This window comes from Endozoicomonas sp. 8E (assembly GCF_032883915.1).
Lineage (GTDB): Bacteria > Pseudomonadota > Gammaproteobacteria > Pseudomonadales > Endozoicomonadaceae > Endozoicomonas_A.
This window is the reverse complement of record NZ_CP120717.1, coordinates 6364770-6387668: the sequence shown is the minus strand read 5'-3', so window position 1 is coordinate 6387668 and position 22899 is coordinate 6364770. Positions and strand designations below refer to the sequence as shown.

The window sequence follows — 22899 nt, the reverse complement described above, 5'->3', positions numbered from 1 at the left end:
ACAGAAGGGGCAAGGCCTGAGGTATTGCTCAGCGTATGGACTGCCTTCTTCCCGGCTCTCAAGAGACTGCGATGGGGCTAGCGGCAATAGTGTCTGCAGACTCTTTTTGCGGTAACCTTTTGTTTGTTTCTGAAGGTAAATTACAGATATTTTTTTGATTTGCCACTTTTCTGGTCTAACAATTACTCTCCACAAAATTAAATTGTATAGACCGGATAATGAAACAGCCGTTTTTTACGACACTACTCCTGCCGCTTTTGTCGCTGTCTGTCATCTGTCAGGCAGAATCGTTGACAACACGTTTTCTTGTCGAAAATACACAGTCATATCGGAGCTTTTCTATTAAGCGCGACTTAAATTCAATGCAGTACACCCCGTCAGACATTGCCGATACAAACGACTATGTATCGGCAACTTTTCGGCCTGATGACCAACTACGAAGACTTGGTGTTTACGGGCTAAAAAATGGCTTTATCGAGTCCATTTCATGGCGATTGCTTTTCGCCACCAATCTGCTGGTTGCTTACGAACTGATCCATACCACAAGTGACGCTGCTACCAGAGGCAAACCTTATTCATGGATAACTGCAGAAGCATTTGTTGCTGTTAGCTGGCTTTTAAAAAGCTACTGGAACTCCGATTCATCGCTGTTTAACCCAAGAGATCAACTGGAGGCAAGGCAGGATGACTCGTTTGCAATCACCACTATGATGCTCCCGGGACAAAACCAACAACAAAGTGATCAACAAAAGCCGCCACCAGAATCATCCGGTCAGCAAGCCTCAGGAAAAACTACCCGTGTTACAGGCTCTATCACCAGTCTACTGTCGTCTGGATCTGGTGGCGGAAAGGAAGAACCTGAACAAAATCAGCATACTTTGGATTTAAATTGTTACGTTGATTCCTGTTGTGGCGTTTGTGAACTCCGACAATCATCTGATAGTAGTGAGCCACTTTTTAACGCCGTTCCAGCGGAGTACAGCACTTTTTCGGCAGTCTCAAAAGCTCATGAAACTGTGTCAGGCATTATAGCGCAGATGAACTCTTTTAAAAAAAATCTGATTGAAAACGGTGAACATTATGGCGCAAAAAATCCTAACCCGGATATTCAGATAGTCGAGAATGCCATCCAATTACTTGAATATCTTCAACCTTGGGATATTTCAAAAGGTGAAGATGTCAAACTCGTGTCTGATGCCTTTGGTAACTATGATTTTGGTATCGAATATTATTATCATGTTTATTATAAAGGTGATGTGTTATTCACTGTTAATGAAACTGTTAATGAAACTGTTGGTGAAAGAAGGTTTTCAAATGAGTGCAGATGTGAGCATTTTGCAAATATTAAAACCAGCACGTTATTTGACGAACTCTATTATGCTCCTGACGCTCCCGGTTACCAATCTGCAAAAAATGAATTTGAGGCGTGTAAGAAATCAACTGGTCAGGTACTTAACAATTGATTCCGTTGATCATCTTTAAACGGCAGTGTTTATATATTGAGGCTATTTGATTAAGTGCCGATGGAAATTTTTAAGATCAAGAAAAATAGCAGCGAGAATGTATGATTGTCTACGCAAACCTCATTCAGTTCTGAAAATACTCCAAAACAACTCATATACGCCACCTTAAATATTTAGACATATAGTGACGTATATTGTGAGCGGGTGCTCTGGTTCAGATTAAATAAGTTATCCAAGAGTGAGGAAAATCTGAGTTTTTTGTCTAGAATGATGTTTTCGCTTCTTTTTGTGCTTGGTTATCAATAATGAAGAATAGTTGCTGTGTCTTTATTTTTTCCAGCATATTTTTGCCAGCTGGCAGTCAGGCTGCAATACCTTACACTTCATCATTGGTCTCTGGTTATGGTGTTGATACGATTCTGTCTTCTCTCTTATCTGACCCCGTCCGTTTACCAAAATCTAAGGTTGCAACGCTGTTGCTGTTACAGAAAGGTAAAAAAGGTTCGGCAATCAGTTTACCTGTATTTGAACAGCATGGGTTGCAGCCGGATAAGGGAACGGAGTTTACCGCCTATCCATTCGAATTAAACCATTATGGCAACGAAAACAAGGAACAGTCTAAAACCGACGGTAAATCGCCACCACCGCAGCAAGAGCAACAAAGTAAAAAACAAAGTAATAAAGGACAGGCTAGTTCTGGCTATTCAGGTTCCTCAGGCGCTGGTGCAGCGTCAGCATCGGCTTCCGGAAACGATGAGAGTCATGCCAGGCATCTTGAAAAACTGAAAGAAATACTTAAGGCCGCTAAAAAGTCATTGAAAACAATAGATCAGAAAAAAAATATTGGTGACTTTTATGCAGAACTGCAAGAATTGTATCGCGCAAACCCTGATCTTTTAGAACAAAAAGGCTCTCTGGAAGACAAAGAGCACCGATGGAAAGCGATTCTGAGGCTACTCCAGCTTTATTTTCCCGGCAAGCTGGAAGAAGGTAAATTGAGACATGTTTTATTTGACTATCCTGAGTTTAAGACATTGCCAGCAGTTTTAATCAAAGTATTTACCAGAGAAGTGGTTCCTGAGCTTAAGTTATCTGAAGAGCTGCCCAAAGACGAGTTAGTTGACAGGCTTGTGGGTACTGATAACCCGCATATTATAAGACTCATGCATGCTTATCTTGGCTTCCATCATTGTCTTCGTCAGCTACTTGCAATGTTTATTATTCAGCTGCCTTTAATGACAGTAGAAGAACCAAAAAACTATATTTTTCAGGATAAAACAGGTCACGTTATTGTTGTTTCTATCAGGAGAAATAGCAAAGGGCGTTATCGGTTTTTTTTGCTGATAGTCTAAGTACTTTTAGGCGCTACGATGCAGAAGAAAACTCTTTACCCATGTCAGATTTTGTCGGTTTAGCGTTAACAATGGCGATAGAATATCACAACTTTACTGATTCCCGGTTTTTCTTTCTGCCTCGACGTCAAGTCGACAGCTTTGGCTGTGAGTCATTTATGATTCACGATCTGGAAACATTGTTGGAATCCCCCATGTTGGCTCAAAACGGTTATTATGTGGATAAAGATCCTCTTACTAAAGACAACATGTGTCGTTTTTATAAGTCGATAATGTATGTGCCGGGGGCCAAACAACTGGGACAATTGGTAATCAATGGGGAGAGAAAGGACTCTATCGAAACAGTAAACAAACCCGCCTTTGATGCGCAAGATCTCGACTCCTTTATTTACATGATGATCCACATTTTGAATAAGTCAGGGCTGGAGCCAGATTTGGTTAAATTGTATCAGTTACGCCAGTTTCCTCTGAGGTTTGCACATCTGACTCAAGGACAGCAGAATCTGAATCGGTTGCTGGAGAAATTACCTGAAGAACGTCAAAAGGAAGTGATTCAGGTGATCGATGAAACTCGGGGCCTGTTAACCGCCAATGATGGAACTCTCCGTAACAACGTGAACCTGGCTGCTACTCTGCTATGGATGAAATTAAATATTGATTTGTTGGATAGGAACTGTCCGGGGCAAGGAAAATAAATCAGCCTCGCTCACTCTTTTGCGACACCCTCGATAAGGTGGGGAGTGTCACAGTGAACAGGTCCAATAATGAAACAATCGTTTTTTGCAACACTGCTGTTCTTGCTTTTACCGCTGTCTATTATCTGCCGGGCAGAATCGTTGACAATACATTTTGTTAACGTGCACACAACGACCACTCAGAGCTTTTCTGTGAAGTACAACTTCAATCCGTTGCTGGGCAGTCCGACAGACTTTGCTGACACAAACGGCTGTGCAGGATTAACTTTGCCACATGATGACAAGCCAGGCAGGCAGGGTGTTTATTGGCTAAAAATGACTTTTATTGAGTCCATTTCATGGCGATTGCTTTTCGCCACCAATCTGCTGGTTGCTTTCCAACTGATCCTGATCACCAATGCCCCCGCTCTGAGTGGCAAACATTATTCGTGGATACCTGCTGCAGAAGTGTTTGTCACCTTCGGCTGGCTTTTAAAAAGCTATTGGAACCCCGATTCACTGCTGTTTAAGCCAATGGGCCAGCTAGGGGTAAGTCATAATGACTCGTTTGAGATCACCAGTTTGATGCTACCCGGACAAAGCCAACAACAAACTGACCAACAAAACCCACAGTTAGTATCATCCGGTCAGCAAGCCTCAGGCTCAGGGACAACTACCCGTGTTGCAGGCTATTTCACTTACCTAGTGTCGTCCGACTCTGACGATGGAAAGGAAGACCCTGAACAAGAACAGCATACTTTTGGTTTAAATTGCTACGTCGCTTCCTGTTATGGCCTTTGTAAATTCCGACTATCATCCAACAGTAGTGAGTCGGATGAAGGGGCGCTGAATTCCCTGGAAAGTTCGACAAGCCATAGTCATCGCGCGATGACAGAAACACAACGCTCTCAGCGACGCGCAGATAAGACTATTGCAAAAGTAGAGAGCAAAGCTAAGAAAAGAAAAAAAGAGAAACGGAAAAAGGAGAAAAGGAAAAAAGAGAAAAGGAAAAAAGAGAAAAGGGAGAAAGCGTCAAGAAAGCGCAGGTTTGAGGAAGTAGATAAGCATGTTGACGCCTCTTCTATCACCGCGCAAGCGAAGCGTAGGCGTAGCACTTCTTTGACCGCTTCAAAAGTGCATAAAACTGTGCCAGGCATCATAAAGCATATGAACAGGTTAAAAAAAATCCTGACTGAAAACGATGAGCACTATCGCGCAAAAAAACCTAACCCGAATATTCAGGTATTCGAGAATGGCATTCAATTACTTGAATATCTTCAACCTTGCGATATTTCAAAAGGTGAAGATGTTCATGATGGGAATAATTTTTGTTCATGTTGTGATGGTTTTAGCGATACTTATTATCATGTCTATTACAGGGGTGAAGTGTTATTGACTGTAACTCAAACTGTTAGCGAGACAAGATTTTCAGAAGAATATACATGGGGGGAATCTGCATATATTCAAACAAATGATTTATTTGATGAACTCTACTTTGCTTCTGGTGCTCCCGGCTACCAATCTGCAAAAACTGAATTTGAAGAGTATGCAAAATCAACTGGTCAGGTAGTCAAAGATTGATTCCGTTGGGCATGTTTTAACGGCAATATTTATCACAAAATGGAGTAGCGGGTATTTGTGATTATCTGCCTGAACTTCAATCAGTTCTGAAAATACGTCTAAAGGTCACATAGACGGAATTCCCGGTTTTTAGTTAGTTGATGTCGTATATATTGAGCTTGTGATCTGCTTAAGACAAAAAGAAGTCACCAGGTAGTCGGGCAAATCTGAGTTTTTTGTCTAGTATGATGTTTTTGTCTTTATCTGAGCTTGGTTATCAGCAATGAAGAATATGAGCCATGTCTTTATTTTTGCCAGCATCTTTTGGTCAGCTGGCAGCCAGGCTGTAATTCCTTATGCTTCGTCATTGGTCTCCGGTGCTGGTGTCGATGCGATTTTTTCCTCTTTCTTATCTGACCCCATTCGTTTACCTGAGTCTAAGGTTGTTCCGTTTTTGCTGTTACAGAAGGGAAAAAAAGGTTCGATAGTCCGTTCGCCTGTCCTTGAATGGGGAGGATTACAGCCAGATAAAGGAACGGTGTTTTCTGCCTATCCATTCGAATTGAACCGTTTTGGTAATGAAAACAAGAAACAGACCAAAACGGGCAGTCAATCGCCACCACCACAGCAGGAGCGAAAAAGCAAAAAACAACACAGTGAAGGGCAGGGCAGTTCAGGTTCCTCTGGTTCTGGTTCTGGTGCAGCGTTAGCTTCCGGAAACGATGAGGGTCATGCCAGATATCTTGAAAAACTGAAAGAAATACTTAAGGCCACTGAAAAGTCGTTGAAAACAATGGATCAGAAAAAAAATATTGATGACTTTATTGAAGAAGTGAAAAAATTCTATGCCGTAAACCCCGGTATTCTGGAAGATAAAGGCTCTCTGGAGAACAGTCAATACCGTTGGAAAGCGATTCTAAGCTTACTTCAGCTTTATTTTCCTGGAAAGCTGGAAGATGGTGAAATGACACATGTTCTACTTGACTATCCCAAGCTTAAGTCTTTGCCAGTAAATTTAATCAAATTTTTTGCCAAAGCAGTGCTTCCTGATCTTGAGTTACCCGAAGAACTGCCCGACGATGAGTTAGTTGGCAGGGTTTTGGATGCTGCCAGCACGGATATCATAAAACTCATGCATATTTATATTGGCTTCCCTCAGTGTCTTTACCAGCTGGTTGCGTTATTTATAACCGAGCTGCCATTAATGGCAGCTGAAGAGCCAAAAAACTATATTTTTCAGGTTAAAACAGGCCACATTAGTGTTTTTTCTATCAGGAGAAATAGCAAGGGACATTATCGGGTTTTTGTCGCTGATAGTCTGAATGTTTTTAAGCACTATAATGATGAACAAACTTATTCACCCTTGCCGCATTTTGTCGCTTTAGCATTAACGCTGGCGATAAAATATCACGGCTTTACTGATTCCCGGTTTTACTTTTTTCCTCAACGTCAAGTCAGTCGCTTTGGTTGTGAGTCATTCGTTTTTCACGATCTGGAAACATTGTTGAAATCCCCCATGTTGGCTGATAACGGTTATTATTCGGAAAAAGAACCTCTTACTAAAGAGAAAATGTTGAGGTTTTTTTTGCAAATAATGTATCTGGAGGGCAGCGAACAACTGGGACGATTGGTAATCAATGGGGAGGATAAGGACTTTATCGACACAGTAGACAAGCCTGCCTTTGATAAACATGATCTGGAATTCCTTGCTATGATAGCACTCCGAAATTGGAAGGAATGGGGGCTGGAATCAGATTTGGTTAAACTGTATCAGTTGCGCCAGTTTCCTCTGAGGTTTGCATATCTGACCCAGGGGCAGCATCGTCTGAAACGGTTGCTGGAGGGTTTTTCTGAAGAATGCCAACAGGAGGTGAATCAGGTGATCGATCAGACTCGAGGTCTGTTATCGGTCAATGATGGAACCTGCCATAACAACGTGAACCTGGCTGCTACCCTGATGTGGATGCAAATGAATATTGATTTACTGGATAAGTGCAGCCCCGGACAGAAAAAATAGATCAGTCAGTTCAGTATTCACTGTCGGTGGTTAGTACTAATTCCTGAATATTCCAGTGTGATGTTTTTGTTTCTATTTGAGCTTGGCTATCTACAATGAAGAATCTGTGTTGTGTCTTTATTTTTGCCAGCATTTTTTTGTCAGCTGGCAGCCAAGCTGTAATTCCTTATGCTTCGTCATTGGTCTCCGGTGGTGGTGTTGATGCGATTCTTTCTTCTCTCTTATCTGACCCCGTTCGTTTACCAAAATCTAATATTGCTCCACAGTTGCTGCTTCAAAAAGTTAAAAAAGGTGCAGCAATCAGTTTGTCTTTGTTTGAAGGGCATGGGCTGCAACCGGATAAAGGAACGGAGTTCACTGGTTATCCATTTGAGTTAAACCGTTGTGGTAATGAAAACAAGGAACAGACTAAAAGTGACGGTAAATCGCCGCCACCGTCGCAGGAGCGACAAAGTAAAAAACAACAGAATAAAGGGCAGGGCAGGGCAGGCTCTTCAGGTCCCTCAGGCTCTGGTGCAGCGTCTGCATCGGCTTCCGGTAACGACGAGAGTCATGTCAGGCATCTTGAAAAATTGAAAGCAATACTAAAGGCCGCTAAAAAGTCGTTGAAAACGATGAATCAGGAAAAAAATATTGATGACTTTTATACAGAATTGGAAGAATTGTATCGGGTAAATCCCGGACTTTTAGAAGAAAAGGGCTCCCTGGAAAGCAGAGAATACCGTTGGAAAGCGATTCTGAGGCTACTTCAGCTTTATTTTCCCGGAAAGCTGGAAAAAGGTGAAATGACCCATATTTTATTTGACTATCCAGAGTTCAAGACATATCCAGAAAAATTAATAAGACTATTTACCAAAGCTATGCTTCCTGAGCTTGCATTACCTGAAGAGCTGTCCAGTGAAGAGTCAATTGACAGACTTTTGGGTACTGCCAGTCTGAATATTATAAAACTCATGCATACTTATCTTGGCATGCATCAGTGTCTTCACCAGCTGTTTGTGTTGTTTCTGAACCAGCTGCCATTAATGGCAACAGAAGAACCAAAAAACTATATTTTTCAGGATAAAACGGGGCACGTTATTGTTTTTTCTATCAGGAGAAATAGTAAAGGCCATTACCGGATTTTTGTTGTTGATAGTCTAAGTACTTTTAAACACTATTGCCCGGAACAAACGCATTCACCCATGTCGCATTTTGTCGCTTTAGCATTAACGCTGGCGATAAAATATCATGGCTTTACTGATTCCCGGTTTTTCTTTTTGCCTCGACGTCAAGTCAGTGCCTTTGGCTGTGAGTCATTTATGTTGCATGATCTGGAAACATTGTTGGAATCTCCCATGTTGGCTCAAAACGGATATTATGCGGACAAAGAACCCCTTGCTAAAGAAAATATGTTGAACTTTTTTTTGCAAATTATGTATCTGGAGGGGACTAAACAATTGGGACAATTAGTAATCAATGGGGTGAGTAAGGACTTTATCGAAACAGCAGACCAACCTGCCTTTGATATGGAAGATCTGGACTCCTTTATTGTTATGGCGCTTAGCACCTGGAAGGAATCGGGGCTGGAACCGGATTTGGTTAAGTTGTATCAGTTGCGTCAGTTTCCTCCGAGGTTTGCACATCTGACACAAGGACAGCAGAATCTGAAGCGGTTACTGGAAAAATTTCCTAAGGAACGCCAGAAGGAGGTAAATCAGGTGATTGATGAAACTCGGGGCTTTTTGTCCGTCAATGATAGAACCTGCCATAACAAAGTGAACCTGGCTGCTACCCTGCTGTGGATGAAAATGAATATTGATCTGCTGGATATGCCCCCCCCGGGGCAGGAAAAATAAATCAGTGTGGGCGGTGTTTACTGCTGGTGATTAGCATTAATGCCTGAGTATTCTAGAATGTAAACCGTCATGATACAGCGAGAGGTTCCATTATGTTGAGGCAAAATACCAGCCAGGCCTTTAAACTCGCATTTTTAGGGGTTGTGTTCTCTTTGTGCTCTCAGAATGTTCTCTCCGACGGTGTGAAACAGATAGAATTCTTACAGAAAATCGGGACCGATTCGGACCACTACACAGTTACGGCAGAGTGGGACTCATCGGGCGTATGTGTTGACTTTGTCTTGCCTCGTTCTGTGCAGACGGTTCCGGGATATGAAAACGCTCAAACCATGAATATTCATTACCTTGAAACGAGTTTTTGTAGCGAAATGTCGGCTGCTACCCAGCTCTTCGTGGTGAAAAGCGTGGAACATACTGAGAGAGTGGCACAACTTTGGTGGGAGAAAAAACTTGGTCAGGATCCCAGTGCCAGTGTCTATGAAGACGCAGATCCATATGGATTATTGTGGATTGATAATACCGATAGCAACAAGATTAAAGTCTGGGTCAGTTTTGATCGCCAGTCCCGGTGAGTTGAAGTGGTTCGAGATTGATGGCTCTAACGGGGTCAGGTATGTCGATACCAAGCAAGCGCAGGCTTTTTAGCAGTTTGATATTGAAGATGGACTGGAGTATGGGGCAAGTTGTTCGCGATAGAGTAGGTTTGAGGATGTTTGATAGTAAATTTGAGGGTTAATAAAAAGCCCTAACGGCTACCAAGAGCTCATTAGGGCTGTTTATACGTTGGTGGAGGCGGCGGGAATTGAACCCGCGTCCGCCGATTCTCCGCCTTCGGCTCTACATGTTTAGATTCCGTTTTTAGGTTAACGCAGAACGACCCAACGGTCAGGGTGACACTGCGCGATCCTGAAAAGTTTAACCTGTCAGCCCCAGGCAGACATCAAGGCGATCCTGTTTTCAGTAGCGGTCATTTCCAGCCAACAGGCAAGTCAGAGTGACCGGGAGTAGGCAGGTTTTAAGCTGCCAGAGCTCCTTGGAAGTTGTCTTCGTTAGCAACTAAAAGGTTGTAGTGTTTTGATTTACGAGAATCACTACATTCTCGACATGCACCTAAGGTTTCGTAACCGTCGTCGAATCCAGATCGCCCCCGGAGAAACCTGAGGCTTATTATTCAAAAAGTGGATTCAAAGTCAACCACTTATTATTAATGAGCGTAAAGCTTATCGTAGCAATAGTTGGTGGCTTCGATGAAACCTTCAATACTGCCGCAATCAAACCGTCTGCCCTTGAATTTATAAGCCAGCACACAGCCAAGCTGAGCCTGGGTCATCAGTGCATCGGTAATCTGGATTTCACCTCCCTTGCCCGGTTGGGTATCTCTGATCAGGTCGAAAATGTCCGGAGTGAGAATATAGCGCCCAATAATGGCCAGATTACTGGGAGCCTCTTCTCTGGCAGGTTTTTCCACCATATTTTCTACACGAATCAGGTCATCAGAAATAGCCTGTCCGGCAATGACACCGTATTTATGGACTTCATCTTCCGGCACTTCCATTACCGCAACAATTGAGCAACGGAACTGTTTGTAGAGCTGTGCCATTTGTGCCAGTACACCAGGCCCATCGGCGTTAATACACAGATCATCGGCCAGGACCACACCAAAGGGCTGCTTGCCAATTAATGTTTCACCACAGAGAATGGCGTGGCCGAGACCTTTCATCTCTCGCTGTCGGGTATACGAGAAAGTACAGCTGTCGATCAACTGTCGAATATTGGTCAACAATGTTTCTTTATCTGAACCCGCGATCTGGTGCTCCAGCTCGTAATTGGTATCGAAGTGATCCTCCAATGCCCGCTTACCGCGACCAGTCACCATACAGATGTCCGATAACCCAGCTTGCAGGGATTCTTCTACACCGTATTCAATCAGCGGTTTGGAGACCACCGGCATCATCTCTTTGGGCATACTCTTTGTGGCAGGCAGAAAGCGCGTACCGTAACCGGCAGCAGGGAAAAGACATTTTTTCAGCATAATCAATTGTACTTGGGTGGTTTAAGGGCTGTTTATGCCCTTTGGGGAAAGTGGCTAATACTTTTTAAGGCAGTGGGTATATCTGTTCTATCTGTTTAGCCCGATGAGGATAAAGCGTTACCAGCCGCTGATGACTGCTATTAAGCATCTGCTGAGTCGGCTCAGTCAACCATCCGTGATAATATCTGCCAAGAATGCTGGCATTTTCCATCACGTATTGTTCCCATGGACCCAGTTGGTCAGCGCGAACCAATGCCTGCTCAAACGACGAGTCAATTAATGATCGCTGTGAACGAGCCTGGGCATAGCTGCTCCAGCTATAAGGCCAGCCGGGTCTTGACAGAATGGATTGTTGCCAGGCGTCAAGTTCTGACAACTCTCCAGAATCATGGTTTGACCAGCTCACTTGTACTCTCCGATCCAATACTTTGGCACGCATCACCAGCAAGTCTGGTGAGCCAGGCATATTGGCTAACGCCTTATCAGCACCGTCCAGAGTGAGCTGCCACTCTTCTTTATCCACCGAGAAGTCGGCATCTTCTTTCGTTTTAGCAGCCCAATGATCCAGAAAATTCTCTGTCTGGGAGCGCCATATCTGCGACTGCACCAGATTCCATGAAGTATTCAAGGCGGTTACCAGCAGAACTACCGCTGGAAAAACCATCAACCATCGCTTAAACATCACGTCCAACCTTTAAGAGTGATTGGCCACCAAAGAGCGACAAGGTCAACAAGTCCGGATTGATCAGCGTCCACTGATCCCGAAGCTCTTTACCGTACCAGTCATCCAACACCTCTGCAGCAGCCTTCATCGCGGGTGGTCGATGTTTGCTGTTATGAGCATCAGAAGCCACAAATTGCACCAGTTCATGATCCAGCAGCCAGCGGGCTGTGGTCTGCGCCTTTTCACCAAAAAAACCGGGAATGCATCCCGCGGTCACCTGCAACAAAGCGCCCCTCTCCACCAGGGGGAAGATCCGCTCCGGGTAGGCCATCAATTCTTTATTACGTTCCGGGTGAGCAATCACTACCCTCACATGCTGCCGGGCCAGCCACTCAAGCATCTCTTCAATGCCCATGGGAATATTCTGGTGCGGCATCTCCAGCAACAGACAGTCGTTGCCCTCCCACTTGCCGATCACCGGAATACGCTCATTACGCAATTGAAACATCAGCTCATCACTGAAGCGCACTTCGGCGCCCATGGCCAGTTGAATACCTACGCCTGCTTCAAGGGCGAAGCCCACCAGTGCATCAAAGGCAGGAGCAATGGTGGTGATATCGTTATCGTAACGGCCGGGGTGCATATGGGGCGTACAGACTAACCGCTGGATATTATTGGCTTCGGCTATACGCAGCAGTTCCAGGGACTGCTCCAGAGTGTCCGGGCCATCATCAATGGCGGGGATAATATGGTTATGAATATCGATCATGTGAAAAAGCTATTCACCACAAAGGCATAAAGTTTTTGGTGAAAGAATGGTGGCATTAGTCAGTAAACGCTTGTTCATGATTTTCGCCGTGATATTGACGTTTTCACAAAGCTCATTCACCAGAAACCCGATAAGCCCGTTCGCAGTGCTGAACTCCTGACGCCCTGACCCTGAGCAACCATCGGGATAATTGGGTATATCGCCATTTAATGCCTCTGGTCAGCACCATCCGGCAACACCATCCTCCATGAATACACTTAGGGAAAGGTTAAAAGAAGTAGTACCTTCATGGAGGAAGATATGTTGTATTCTCTCAGGCTGCGCTATGCAGCTGGTTTTCTTTTACTGACTCTGATGCTGTTATTCCCGCCACTGTCTCAGCCCCTTTCGGCCAGCACGTCTCAACAGTGCAATGTTGGCAACCGTTACCTGGTGGGCCATCTGGAAACCGTGACTCGCATTGACCATCAGTTTGATACCCAACTTCCCGCACTGATTGACTCCGGTTCCACCACATCCTCTATGGATGCCAGGGATATTAATTTCGAAACCTCAGTCAATGGTTCAGACTGGGTAAGGTTCAAGATCCTGACGGAACGGGGCGGTTATGGTCGGGAGGTGACCCTGCTCAAACCCGTTAAACGGTTTATTCGTGTACTAACCCATTCCGGGAAACCACAACGACGGCCAGTCATTGAAGCCACTATTGAACTGGGCAATATAAAAACCACCACCGAATTCAGCCTTACCTCACGTTCCAAATTTCCCCAGAGTATTCTGCTTGGCCGGAATACGCTGGATGACCTGGCGGTGATTGATACCTCACAACAGTATCTTCTGGATAGCTGTCAGTCAGCCGGAGGTATTGCTTTCGGCCACTGAAATCAGTGGCTGAAAGGCTATTCACCACAGATCTTTTGCCGACGTGTTTTGCCAACCGTCGGCAAATACCGCGCCAGCAATGCCAGCGCCATCATGCAGACAAAATATGCCGAGTTAGAAGGGATTTGCAGATTAAAATCCACAGATGAGTGAATCATAATGGCCAGAATGCCCATAAAGGCAGTAAAGCCCATACCGATCATCAGCCGGTTACGACGCTTGCGCATGGCCACAATGGCATGCCAGGCCGCAGTGAGCACCATCAGCGCCAGAATGGCATAAGCGAGCAAACCAAACTCCAGGGGAAACTGCAGAAAATCATTGTGGGCCAAGTCATAATACCCCCTCCAGCTACCATCGTGATAAGAAGGTAGTGTCGTATAGAAGGAGCCGCCACCGGAGCCGGTCAGGCCATAATCGCCAATGGCATTCAATGTCACTTCGGAGACATTAGGACGGGTCTCCCGTTCCAGCGAAGTCTGCTCAAGACGCTCCACCACCTTCTCCAGGCCAAACCATTGGCTGACAATAGCGGTGTCGATCACCAGTAAACTGACAAACAGCAACATCATACTCCGGCTCAGCTGTTTTCGACAGATGACGTACAAAAAGCCGGTCACCATCAGGCTTGTGAAAAACGCAGTATTTCCCATACGTGAGCGCGAGAGCACCAGACCAATCACCATGATGGCCAAGCCGGTGCGGAGGATCACCTTATTACTCATCAGGGTTTTCAGGGTGCGGTGCAGCCATTCCTGCCAACTTTGGGAAGGTCGCTCATTAAGCTGGGCAATCAGCAACCCCATACCTGCAGCCAGGGTCATCTCCAGAAAACCGGCAAAGCTGTTACGGTTCACAAAGGTACCAGTGGCGACACCGAAGTAAGAGGGCTTATCCCGGAACAGCAAAACCTCCAGACCTGAAAGCGTAGTTAACGAACCAAACACTGCTTGAAAAATACCGGATATTACCAGCACCCAGGCAAAGATTTTCAGTTTCTCAGGCCGGTCAATCAGCAGAAGACACAGGCAAAACAGCAGGTAATAAGCCATTGTCAGCAAGGCCGTAACCAGGGTGGCAAAAGGGTCAATAGAGAGTGGGAGCAACTCAGGCAGAGGCAATTCCAATGCCAGGTAGGCCTGAGAATGAACATCCCACGCATGGGGGGAAATCGTTTTTACCCAATCAGCCGGTAGCGGTGTTTGTTGTATAAACAGCCAGCTGGTGATCAGAATAAACCCAACATGAAACCAGCGGGCTTTCTGAAAAACAACAGTCAGCGGCAGCCGATTCAGGGCATAACCGAGTAACCAAAACAACGCCAGCCCTAAGACCAGCATCATCAAAACCCCCATCGCCCACTCGGGCTTGCTGCCTTCGGGTAAGGGCAGCCAGAGCATCACCGCCAGCAACGATAAGAAAAGAGCTTGTTTCATGTTTATTTAAATCCGCTGCCTGTAAAAGCCTCTGTCTTATCTGCTTCGAGCAGCCTGAGGCGAGCAGCATCAAATCAATAGGCGTTAGGGTTCATAAACCCTTTAAACACCGTACCGATGATAATCCTGATATCCAACCACAGCGACCAGTTGTTGATGTATTCCAGATCACATTCCACCCGTCGCTGCATCTTATCCAGTGTATCGGTCTCACCCCTGAAGCCGCGCACCTGGGCCAACCCGGTAATACCCGGCTTCACTTTATGGCGCTTCATATAGGATTCCACCAGATCTTTGTAATATTCATTATGAGCCAGTGCATGGGGCCTTGGACCAACAATGGACATCCGCCCCTGCAGCACATTAATAAACTGAGGCAGCTCATCCAAGCTGGTACGTCGAATAAAAGTACCTACTTTAGTTACCCGAGGATCACCTTTGGTGGCCTGGGTTACTTTACCTTCGCCTTCCTTATGTACCTTCATACTGCGAAACTTATACACCTTCACCTGCTTGCCAGAAGCACCGTGACGGTATTGCCTGAAAAACACTGGCCCCGTTGACGAGAGCTTCACGGCAATGGCGACACCGATCATCACCGGTGATATCAACAGCAGAATCAGGCTAGCAAACAGAATATCAGACACCCGTTTAATAAAAGCGTTACTGTTGTCCATGGGGGAGCAACTGATATCCAGGGTAAGAAAATCACCGACTTTAGTAATGCTATGGTTTAACAGCGGCAGATCCTGCAGCCCTGGCATGTAACGAATATTGGCGGTACTGTGGCGCAGGGTAAACAGCACCGGCTGAAGAAGAGAGTTTTTGTTAAAGGGAATACAAAGCCAGCACTCATCAAAGCTTTTATTTTCAGCAAGGTATTGTTGAAGCTCTGCCAGTGCCTGCTCATTATTGTGATGCTCAATCACATGTTGCAAACGGAAACCCAAGCTGTTGTCTTTAGAAAAATAGGCGCGCATTGCCTCAAAGTTACGGCCTTCGCCAATCACCAGCACATGCCGGGTATTGCGACCGCGCCGTCGAATCGACATCAATATACGATAGAGAACAAAGCGGGTCAGCAGCGCCATGAAAATGCCTCCCACCCCCCAGATCAATAACCAGATTCGGGAATACTGCGCAGAGGTTTTGGTCAATACCAAAATGGCAAACAACGTCATAAACGACAGAAGCCAAGCAGCAAAAACTCTGCTGAGCCGTTCAATGAGTTTACGCCCTCGCCACGGCGAGTAGACCTCACACAAAAACGAAAAAACCACGACTAAAAGGGCCTGTATGGCCATTACATTCACATAATGGGTGGCATGATTCCCAAAACGGATATATTCGGACAGCTCAGCACAACCAAGTGCGATGGCTATGTCCATAATCACCAGAGAAAAAAGAGGCAGCCGGGAGCGGCCCGATAACAACGAGGTAGGCATTTACATAGACTCTATCTTTTTGGAGTATAACTCTTCTTCAGAATTCTCCACTGCGCGACCATAAACGGCAAAGCAGCTAGCAACAACCCGACACAGGTTACGAGAAAATCCAGCAGGTTAAAATTCCGCAAGGGGAAAAAAAACTGAACACTTTCATCCAGTGCACAGCCGGTAATCAATAGCATTAGCAACCAGCCACGGTGCCAGAATCGTGAGCTGGCCAGATGTGCCAATGCAGAGAGGATAAACGCCATGACAAAATGCATCTGCAAGTTGCCGCCCAGAAAATGCTCAATACTGCCCCAGGCCCATTTGCCATAGCCCAGACTCTTACTGACGGAAAGAATCACCACAAAGGTCAGCCAGCCAGCCGCTATAATCCGTACCATTCACAACTCTGTTTATTGGCGATAAAGGCAGGGAGAGAAGCTTTTTTAAAAAGAAAAACTCCGTGCCTCCGTGTCCAAAAAAATCACTGCCGAATCAAACTCAACAGTTCAGATGTTTTTTCTTCCATTAGCGCCACATCCCCCCGGCTCTCGACATTCAGCCGTATCACCGGCTCAGTGTTGGAAAGGCGCAAGTTAAATCGCCAATCACCCATGTCCAGAGAGATACCATCGGTATGGTCCACCGCTACCGCATCCTTTTCATAAATAGCCAGAGTGCGATCAATAGCCGTTTGTGGATTATCCAATGTACTGTTGATCTCACCAGAGGATGGAAACAGGGCAATCCGCTCGGCCACCAGTTCAGAAAGCTTCTTGCCTTTATGGGACATCAACTCCGCCACCAGTAGCCACGGAATCATCCCGGAATCACAGTAGGCAAAGTCACGGAAATAATGGTGCGCACTCATCTCGCCACCATAGGCGGCATCTTCTTCCCGCATCCGTTCCTTGATAAAAGCATGGCCGGTTTTACACAACACTGGCACACCACCGGCACTGGCAACCTGATCAATAGTATTCCAGGTCAATCGGGGGTCATGGATAATTTTGGCACCGGGATAGTGAGCCAGGAACGCCTCGCCCAATAGCCCGACAATATAATACCCCTCAATAAACTGGCCTTTTTCATCAAACAGGAAGCAACGGTCAAAATCCCCATCCCAGGCAATGCCCATATCGGCCTTGTGCTCAAGTACCGCATCCACCGTTGCCTGTCGACAGTCGTGTAACAACGGGTTAGGAATGCCATGGGGAAAGTGACCATCCGGCTCATGATGAATCTTCACAAACTCCACCGGCACAGCAGATGCCTTAAACCGTTCCTCAATGGCATCGATCACATGCCCGGCAGCGCCATTACCGGCATTGACCACCAGTTTCAGAGGCTTTAGCTCATCCGGTTTGATATACCCCAGAATGTGATCGACATAGGGAGCAAGGTTGCTGATCTGCCGATAAGAACCAAAAGAAAGTTCTGTGTCTTTGTGCCTTTGTGGTTCAACAAAAACCTCTTCAGCCAACCGCTGAATTTCACGCAACCCGGTATCTCCGGAAATCGGCTTGCTCTCTTCCCGCACCAGCTTCATACCGTTGTAGTCTTTCGGGTTATGGCTGGCCGTGACCATAATGCCGCCATCTGCCTTCAGGTGCGAAGTAGCGAAATAAACCTCTTCGGTGCCACACAGGCCGATATCAATCACATCCGCCCCGCCAGCCCGAAGACCCTCGCTCAGGGCAGCTTTTAACTCAGGCGTAGACAAGCGAATATCGCCCCCCACCACCATCGTTTTGGGCTTTAAATATTCCGCTGTTGCCCGGCCAATCCGCCAGGCGATAGCTTCATTCAATTCATCAGGCATGCGGCCACGGATATCGTAGGCCTTGAAACAAGAGAGTTTGTTCATTGTAAATCCTAATAATAAAACTCCGGCAACCAGCTGATTTATTGACTACGTTGACATCACAATAAATGCCACTTGTCAAAAGTAACATATAGGTTACCATAAATATGAAAATGACTGTTCAGGAATACCTGCAACAAGACGGCAAAAGCCCTTACCAGCAGTGGTTTGACCAACTACCTGCGCAGGCCGCAGCCAAAGTTGCAACCGCGAAAGTCAGGATGGAACTGGGTAATATCTCTGCCATCAAATGGTTTGATGGCATTGGCGAGTACCGTATCCACTGGGGTCCCGGATTACGCATTTACCTGGCTCGAGATGGAGAAAAAATCATCCTGTTGCTGGGTGGTGGCGATAAATCATCACAACGCAGAGATATCGCTCGGGCAAAAGAACATTGGTCCGATTATCGGGCAAGAAAAACAAACTAGCTTTAATGCTGGTATAAGCGACAAACCATGGAGAACATTTCTATGCCATTAACACGGGATTTCAAACAGACAATACAGGCCAGGGCAGAACGAGATCCTGATTTTGCCTGTGCCCTTCTGGACGAAGCCGCAACCCTGTTCCTTAACGGTGAGCCCGATGCCGCCCGAATGGTTCTAAGGGATCTGGTAAATGCCACGATCGGTTTCGAGCAGCTGGCGAATACTACCCAAAAATCCGGCAAAAGCCTTCATCGAATGTTATCGGGCAAAGGAAACCCCAGTATGGATAATCTGGCAGATATATTTTCTGCACTGCGAGAAAAAATGCAGGTTTCATTGCAGGTTCAGATCGTGCCTCAGCCATAAGCTCTGAAAGTTCTGGTCAGACTGGATGGGCGATTTCGAGTGAGTCGGAAATAGTTAATGAACGCTACCCGTCTTCCGCAACCCGGTATCCCCGGAAATCGGCTTGCTCTCTTCCCGCACCAGCTTCATACCGTTGTAGTCTTTCGGGTTTTGGTTGGCCGTGACCCTAATGTCGCTGGTTTCCTGTTCATTGCCAAATACGCCGGGAAGCACTGGACTGCCGTATTTACGCCAGTAAAGATAAAACCTCAATTATTTCAATACGTTGCTCAAGATCCAAAGAGATAGCCGCTTATGAAAGCCAAAGAATTTGACCAGGCCTTTGATGAGGGCCACGACAGCATTGATGAACATATTGACTGGTCCAGCGCTCAGCGTCCCGGCCTGGAAACCCGTCGAATCACGGCAAAATCATGAAAGTACCTGCCCAGCAAGGACTTCAGCCAGATAGCGTGTACTCATAGCGGCCTTCTTTTGTTTTCTCTTCAGACCTGCTTTGAAGGTTTTCGTGTTGTTCATCAGATTGACTGCAATATGTCTAAAGCCTGCTAAAATTTCTGCTCCGTCATTTCTTCGAATGCGACACTCGTCTTCTCTCATCGCAACATCGAGTTTCCAGTGAAGCTTATTCTCGATGTGCCAATGCTCCCGGCTGGCCTTACCCAATTGCTCAGCCGTTAGCTCTGCAGAGCTGATGTAGTAGCGAATGTAGACATCATCCAAGCTCACCAGCTCACCCTCAATTTCTCTCGATGACAGTGCTATTCCCAAGGTTTTTAAACCCGGCCAGTCGAACGAAAAATTCACAAACTCATCGAAGATATCACTGACAAAATACATCCGGCTTTCTGTGCGGCCATGACCTGTTTCTCGGGTCATATAGCTATCACCTTGCCATTGGTTCAGCTTCTCCAAAGAGAAGTGATGATCGAAGGCCTTTTCAAGCTTGCCCTGATTGCCCTTGACCGCCAGCAGATAGTCAGCCCCCTTTTCGACTATGGCCCGGGCTATATCTCGCTGACATCCCATGGCATCGAGTGTCACCAGACAGCCCTTTATTTCCAAGAGCTTCAGGAGTTCGGGGATGGCGGTTATTTCATTAGATTTCTCTTCTGTTTTAAGTTGCCCAAGCACCACGTTATTGGCCGCAGAAAAAGCACTAACCCTATGAATCGCGCCGCGTTTTTTACCTTTATCGTAAGAACGTCTGAGCGTCTTGCCGTCGATGGCTATAACGTCTCCTTGAGAGACGTTATGACAGGCATTCATCCAGTCAATAAAGCACTTCTGGAATCGCTTTGGGCTAATGGTACTCACGACTCGCGCTATGGTGTCATTAGAAGGAACGCCTTCTTCAAAGTCACCGTACTGCTTAAGCCAGTCCAGCCGTTCATGACCAAAGTCTTCGATTTCACCCCAGCCTTCTGCGCCAGCAATGACAGCACAGATGGTCAGAAAAAGGATGTCTGTTAGCTTGTGACCGACTTTCCATGCTTGGCGTGGGTCACTGATGATAGAGAGTTGTGAAATCAAATCGTGAGCACTCATGCTGAGGCCTTATCCTGATGTGCAGGTATAAGGCCATAGACGTATTAAGAAGAAAATAAATATAAGCTACGGGTCAATAATTTCAGGGGTTTTCATGATTTTTCCCTGCCAATATGGGTAACCGTTACCTGACCAGAGCAGAATCAGACAATCCAAAGGTAGCTCTGAAAATTCTAGACAGACTGGATGACCAGTCATGATTGAATTGGGAATAAGTGCTGCTGGTAAACTAATTGCTCGGACGTTAACTCTGCAGAACTGATGCAGTAGCAAGTGCAGTCACCATCCAGGTTTACCAGCTCACCTTCAATTTCTTGCGATGACAGCGCCATTCCCAGGGTTTTTAAACCCGGCCAGTCAAGGGAAAAATTCACTAACTCATCAAAATGCCAATTTCTTTTTGTGTGCTATGCTGATCCCTCACCCACCTGTCAGGAGTACAGCATGAACTTGAACAATCAACGACCGTCCGACAGAGAACTTGACCATATCCGAGACACCCTGACGGGTATGGTCAATTACGCCAGCAATACCCGTGGCGAAATGCTCCGGAGGTTTGATCATCAAGATAAAGAAATTGCTGCATTGAAATCGGATGTCACAGTCTTAAAGGAAGATGTCACAGTCTTAAAGGAAGATGTCACAGCCTTAAAGGAAGATGTCACAGTCTTAAAGGAAGATGTCACAGCCTTAAAGGAAGATGTCACAGTCTTAAAGGAAGATGTCACAGTCTTAAAGGAAGATGTCAAAGTCCTCAAGGAAGATGTCAAAGTCCTCAAGGAAGATGTCAAAGTCCTCAAGGAAGATGTTGGGGAAATCAAAGGAACGTTAAAAATCATACTATCCCGACTCCCCGGCTAAAATTTTAAACGGCTAATGAATTTCAAAAAGAAAACTTTGTCCCAGAATTTTTCTTTAGGTTTTCTTTTAGGAAATTTTTGAGCAATGAAAAAGACAAAACACTCTTTTTCGGTAAAACCGGATGAGTACGAAAGTAATCATCCAGTTTATTTATTATATTTTGGTCAATATCAGACAGGATTTTAAACGATGCTCCGTCGAAGCTCTTTCCATTAAAAAGTAATGTGGAAAAACGGTCATCAGACCGTCCATTAAAAACCAAAAGGTCAAATACGACAACGCCACAATGATCAATAGACTTAAGCTCAGCACTCAATTCTTTTAAAAAAGGTTCAATGGTAATGATATCCATGACTCCTACTGGAGAAATCATCCTGCAGGTACCTGACAAAAAAGTAAGGCCAAGTATTGATGAGATATTTGATCGCTTCCAGCCTTCTCTGGAGCCTGAGGAATTTGAAGCATTACTGGAAGATAACCGTTCGGAGATCAACCAGTGAAACGAGTATACCTTGATGCATGCATCCTGATTGACGCGTCCAACAGAAACAGCGAAGTTTGGCTGGTCAAGATCATTTTCCGCTTTTCGGGCAGCGGGTAGCGGTAACACTTGCGCTGTGTACAATCTGTGCCTACAGATAGTATTACTATTGCAACGTAGAAATACATAAAGAGATACATAAAGAGGTGCGATGTGCATAAATTAACGGCCAAGAGGCAAGTGACTATTCCTCAAAGCATCTGCCAAAAGCTCGGGCTAAAACCAGGCGACTTTATACAGGCTTTCGAGCGCGACGGTGTGGCACATTTGGTAAAAATGAACTCCGATGATCTCTCTGGTATCATCAAATTATCCGCTGATCCCCATCTGCCCCTGACGCTAGAGAACACCAAAAAAGTCATCAAAGACAAAGCCGCCAGAAAATTCCGGGACAAACAATGATTGCTGTGGCTACCAATGTGCTGTTGCGTTATGGCTCGCAACACATTGAACAGCCTGCATAAAATCTTTTTTCTTTTTCGAGAGTCCTTCGTTAACAGGTCTATCTCGCGTTCTCATTGATGAAGCAAAGCCATTGCCTGGGCAGGGTTGTTGCGAAACATAATAAGTAGCGATCTGGCTGGCCCGAGCGGTTTTCTCACCTTTTGTTCCCAACTCTGTACTGTCTTGATGCTTACCCCAAGGAGGGCGGCAAACTTCTCCTGTGAAAGGTGCGTTGCCTTTCTGATAGCAAAGACGTCAATCTCTTCATATTTGAACGACCGTGAAGGTTTCTTAATACCTTTGTTAATGTCGATCGCTTCCCTGACGCTCTCCACCAATTCATCAAAGTTAAATTCATGGTCACTCATTGCAAAACTCCCTCGCTAGTTCTGACAGTAACTTTCTCTCGGCACTTGTTAAGTCTTTTTGTCGGTTTTTGGTGTAGGCATACAGCATGTAGAAGGTTTCTCACTGACCTGCCAGTAATAGATCGTTCGCACATATCCTCGCTTTCCCGAGTCACCCGACTTCCAGCGGACAGCGGAACTTCCGGAGCCCCCGAGTACCTTTGATAAGCCAAGATCAGGCTGTGCGATCAAGGCTTTTTGCATGGATCGATACTCATCATCAGACATGAACTAGGTGATGATTCTGGTAAATATGCTGGCTTCTACAAATTCCATATTTAATCCCATTTTGTAGTAATCAATGTACCACAATGTAG

The 22899-nt window shown here is 45.6% G+C and carries 25 protein-coding genes and 1 other RNA gene; 14 read left to right on the top strand and 12 right to left on the bottom strand.

The window, feature by feature from the left end; translation table 11 throughout:
• Nucleotides 1-218: 218 nt before the first annotated feature.
• From P6910_RS22320 to P6910_RS22290, 7 genes are all read left to right on the top strand, one after another.
• The gene (locus P6910_RS22320; RefSeq protein ID WP_317143456.1) at nt 219-1463 is read left to right on the top strand and encodes a hypothetical protein; all 1245 of its coding nucleotides are present in this window, start codon (nt 219-221) and stop codon (nt 1461-1463) included.
• A gap of 305 nt (nt 1464-1768) precedes the next feature.
• Nucleotides 1769-2815: a hypothetical protein gene (locus tag P6910_RS22315; RefSeq protein WP_317143455.1), complete on the top strand. Its 1047-nt coding sequence runs from the start codon at nt 1769-1771 to the stop codon at nt 2813-2815.
• A gap of 41 nt (nt 2816-2856) precedes the next feature.
• Nucleotides 2857-3510 carry a hypothetical protein gene (locus P6910_RS22310; RefSeq protein ID WP_317143454.1) on the top strand — a complete coding sequence of 218 codons (654 nt, stop codon included), beginning with the start codon at nt 2857-2859 and terminating at the stop codon, nt 3508-3510.
• 69 nt (nt 3511-3579) lie between these two features.
• Complete coding sequence (locus P6910_RS22305; RefSeq protein ID WP_317143453.1) at nt 3580-5070, top strand: hypothetical protein; 1491 nt, start codon at nt 3580-3582, stop codon at nt 5068-5070.
• Between the two features lie 433 nt (nt 5071-5503).
• The gene (locus tag P6910_RS22300; protein ID WP_317143452.1) at nt 5504-7066 is read left to right on the top strand and encodes a hypothetical protein; all 1563 of its coding nucleotides are present in this window, start codon (nt 5504-5506) and stop codon (nt 7064-7066) included.
• Nucleotides 7067-7371: 305 nt separating this feature from the next.
• Nucleotides 7372-8904, top strand: a complete 1533-nt coding sequence (locus P6910_RS22295; protein WP_317143451.1) for a hypothetical protein — start codon at nt 7372-7374, stop codon at nt 8902-8904.
• A gap of 92 nt (nt 8905-8996) precedes the next feature.
• Entirely contained in the window at nt 8997-9476 is a 480-nt protein-coding gene (locus P6910_RS22290; protein ID WP_317143450.1) for a hypothetical protein, read from the top strand.
• Between the two features lie 212 nt (nt 9477-9688).
• Here the strand turns inward: P6910_RS22290 and ssrA are convergent.
• The 4 genes from ssrA to P6910_RS22270 all read right to left on the bottom strand — a co-directional run bounded on the left by ssrA (nt 9689) and on the right by P6910_RS22270 (nt 12369).
• Nucleotides 9689-10053: a transfer-messenger RNA gene (ssrA, locus tag P6910_RS22285) on the bottom strand.
• 55 nt (nt 10054-10108) lie between these two features.
• The gene (galU, locus tag P6910_RS22280; protein WP_317143449.1) at nt 10109-10936 is read right to left on the bottom strand and encodes a UTP--glucose-1-phosphate uridylyltransferase GalU; all 828 of its coding nucleotides are present in this window, start codon (nt 10934-10936) and stop codon (nt 10109-10111) included.
• 64 nt (nt 10937-11000) lie between these two features.
• On the bottom strand, nt 11001-11618 hold the full coding sequence (locus P6910_RS22275; RefSeq protein ID WP_317143448.1) for a hypothetical protein: 618 nt from the start codon (nt 11616-11618) through the stop codon (nt 11001-11003).
• On the bottom strand, nt 11611-12369 hold the full coding sequence (locus P6910_RS22270; protein ID WP_317143447.1) for a tyrosine-protein phosphatase: 759 nt from the start codon (nt 12367-12369) through the stop codon (nt 11611-11613). The genes P6910_RS22275 and P6910_RS22270 overlap by 8 nt, the downstream gene beginning before the upstream one ends.
• Before the next feature lie 300 nt (nt 12370-12669).
• On the opposite strand from P6910_RS22270, the gene P6910_RS22265 reads away from it, so the two are divergent.
• Nucleotides 12670-13251: an ATP-dependent zinc protease gene (locus P6910_RS22265; protein ID WP_317143446.1), complete on the top strand. Its 582-nt coding sequence runs from the start codon at nt 12670-12672 to the stop codon at nt 13249-13251.
• Nucleotides 13252-13268: 17 nt separating this feature from the next.
• On the opposite strand, the gene P6910_RS22260 is transcribed toward P6910_RS22265, so the two are convergent.
• The 4 genes from P6910_RS22260 to P6910_RS22245 all read right to left on the bottom strand — a co-directional run bounded on the left by P6910_RS22260 (nt 13269) and on the right by P6910_RS22245 (nt 17987).
• Nucleotides 13269-14687 carry an O-antigen ligase family protein gene (locus P6910_RS22260; RefSeq protein WP_317143445.1) on the bottom strand — a complete coding sequence of 473 codons (1419 nt, stop codon included), beginning with the start codon at nt 14685-14687 and terminating at the stop codon, nt 13269-13271.
• Between the two features lie 74 nt (nt 14688-14761).
• Complete coding sequence (locus P6910_RS22255; RefSeq protein ID WP_317143444.1) at nt 14762-16132, bottom strand: undecaprenyl-phosphate glucose phosphotransferase; 1371 nt, start codon at nt 16130-16132, stop codon at nt 14762-14764.
• Between the two features lie 11 nt (nt 16133-16143).
• The gene (locus tag P6910_RS22250; protein WP_317143443.1) at nt 16144-16521 is read right to left on the bottom strand and encodes a VanZ family protein; all 378 of its coding nucleotides are present in this window, start codon (nt 16519-16521) and stop codon (nt 16144-16146) included.
• Nucleotides 16522-16604: 83 nt separating this feature from the next.
• Nucleotides 16605-17987 carry a phosphomannomutase CpsG gene (locus P6910_RS22245; protein WP_317143442.1) on the bottom strand — a complete coding sequence of 461 codons (1383 nt, stop codon included), beginning with the start codon at nt 17985-17987 and terminating at the stop codon, nt 16605-16607.
• 104 nt (nt 17988-18091) lie between these two features.
• On the opposite strand from P6910_RS22245, the gene P6910_RS22240 reads away from it, so the two are divergent.
• Nucleotides 18092-18415, top strand: coding sequence for a type II toxin-antitoxin system RelE/ParE family toxin (locus P6910_RS22240; protein WP_317143441.1), 324 nt, complete (start codon nt 18092-18094; stop codon nt 18413-18415).
• A gap of 42 nt (nt 18416-18457) precedes the next feature.
• Nucleotides 18458-18781 (top strand): transcriptional regulator, encoded by a 324-nt coding sequence (locus P6910_RS22235; RefSeq protein ID WP_317143440.1) that lies wholly within the window; start codon nt 18458-18460, stop codon nt 18779-18781.
• Nucleotides 18782-18835: 54 nt separating this feature from the next.
• Here P6910_RS22235 and P6910_RS22230 read toward each other — a convergent pair whose 3' ends face one another.
• Nucleotides 18836-18994, bottom strand: a complete 159-nt coding sequence (locus tag P6910_RS22230) for a hypothetical protein (RefSeq protein WP_317143439.1) — start codon at nt 18992-18994, stop codon at nt 18836-18838.
• An 81-nt stretch (nt 18995-19075) separates the two neighbouring features.
• On the opposite strand from P6910_RS22230, the gene P6910_RS22225 reads away from it, so the two are divergent.
• Nucleotides 19076-19198: a hypothetical protein gene (locus P6910_RS22225; protein WP_317143438.1), complete on the top strand. Its 123-nt coding sequence runs from the start codon at nt 19076-19078 to the stop codon at nt 19196-19198.
• On the opposite strand, the gene P6910_RS22220 is transcribed toward P6910_RS22225, so the two are convergent.
• Nucleotides 19193-20329 (bottom strand): ISAs1 family transposase, encoded by a 1137-nt coding sequence (locus P6910_RS22220; protein ID WP_317143437.1) that lies wholly within the window; start codon nt 20327-20329, stop codon nt 19193-19195. The genes P6910_RS22225 and P6910_RS22220 overlap by 6 nt on opposite strands.
• A 444-nt stretch (nt 20330-20773) precedes the next feature.
• Between P6910_RS22220 and P6910_RS22215 the strand changes: the two genes are divergently transcribed.
• Nucleotides 20774-21190, top strand: coding sequence for a hypothetical protein (locus tag P6910_RS22215; RefSeq protein WP_317143436.1), 417 nt, complete (start codon nt 20774-20776; stop codon nt 21188-21190).
• 22 nt (nt 21191-21212) lie between these two features.
• On the opposite strand, the gene P6910_RS22210 is transcribed toward P6910_RS22215, so the two are convergent.
• Nucleotides 21213-21542, bottom strand: a complete 330-nt coding sequence (locus P6910_RS22210) for a type II toxin-antitoxin system RnlB family antitoxin (protein ID WP_317143435.1) — start codon at nt 21540-21542, stop codon at nt 21213-21215.
• On the opposite strand from P6910_RS22210, the gene P6910_RS22205 reads away from it, so the two are divergent.
• On the top strand, nt 21541-21690 hold the full coding sequence (locus P6910_RS22205; RefSeq protein ID WP_317143434.1) for a hypothetical protein: 150 nt from the start codon (nt 21541-21543) through the stop codon (nt 21688-21690). The two genes, P6910_RS22210 and P6910_RS22205, sit on opposite strands and share 2 nt — an antisense overlap.
• 194 nt (nt 21691-21884) lie before the next feature.
• A complete protein-coding gene (locus P6910_RS22200; protein WP_317143433.1) occupies nt 21885-22133 on the top strand; it encodes an AbrB/MazE/SpoVT family DNA-binding domain-containing protein in 249 nt (82 codons plus the stop codon).
• A gap of 113 nt (nt 22134-22246) precedes the next feature.
• Here P6910_RS22200 and nadS read toward each other — a convergent pair whose 3' ends face one another.
• Nucleotides 22247-22543 carry a NadS family protein gene (gene nadS / locus P6910_RS22195; RefSeq protein ID WP_317143432.1) on the bottom strand — a complete coding sequence of 99 codons (297 nt, stop codon included), beginning with the start codon at nt 22541-22543 and terminating at the stop codon, nt 22247-22249.
• Between the last annotated feature and the right edge of the window lie 356 nt (nt 22544-22899).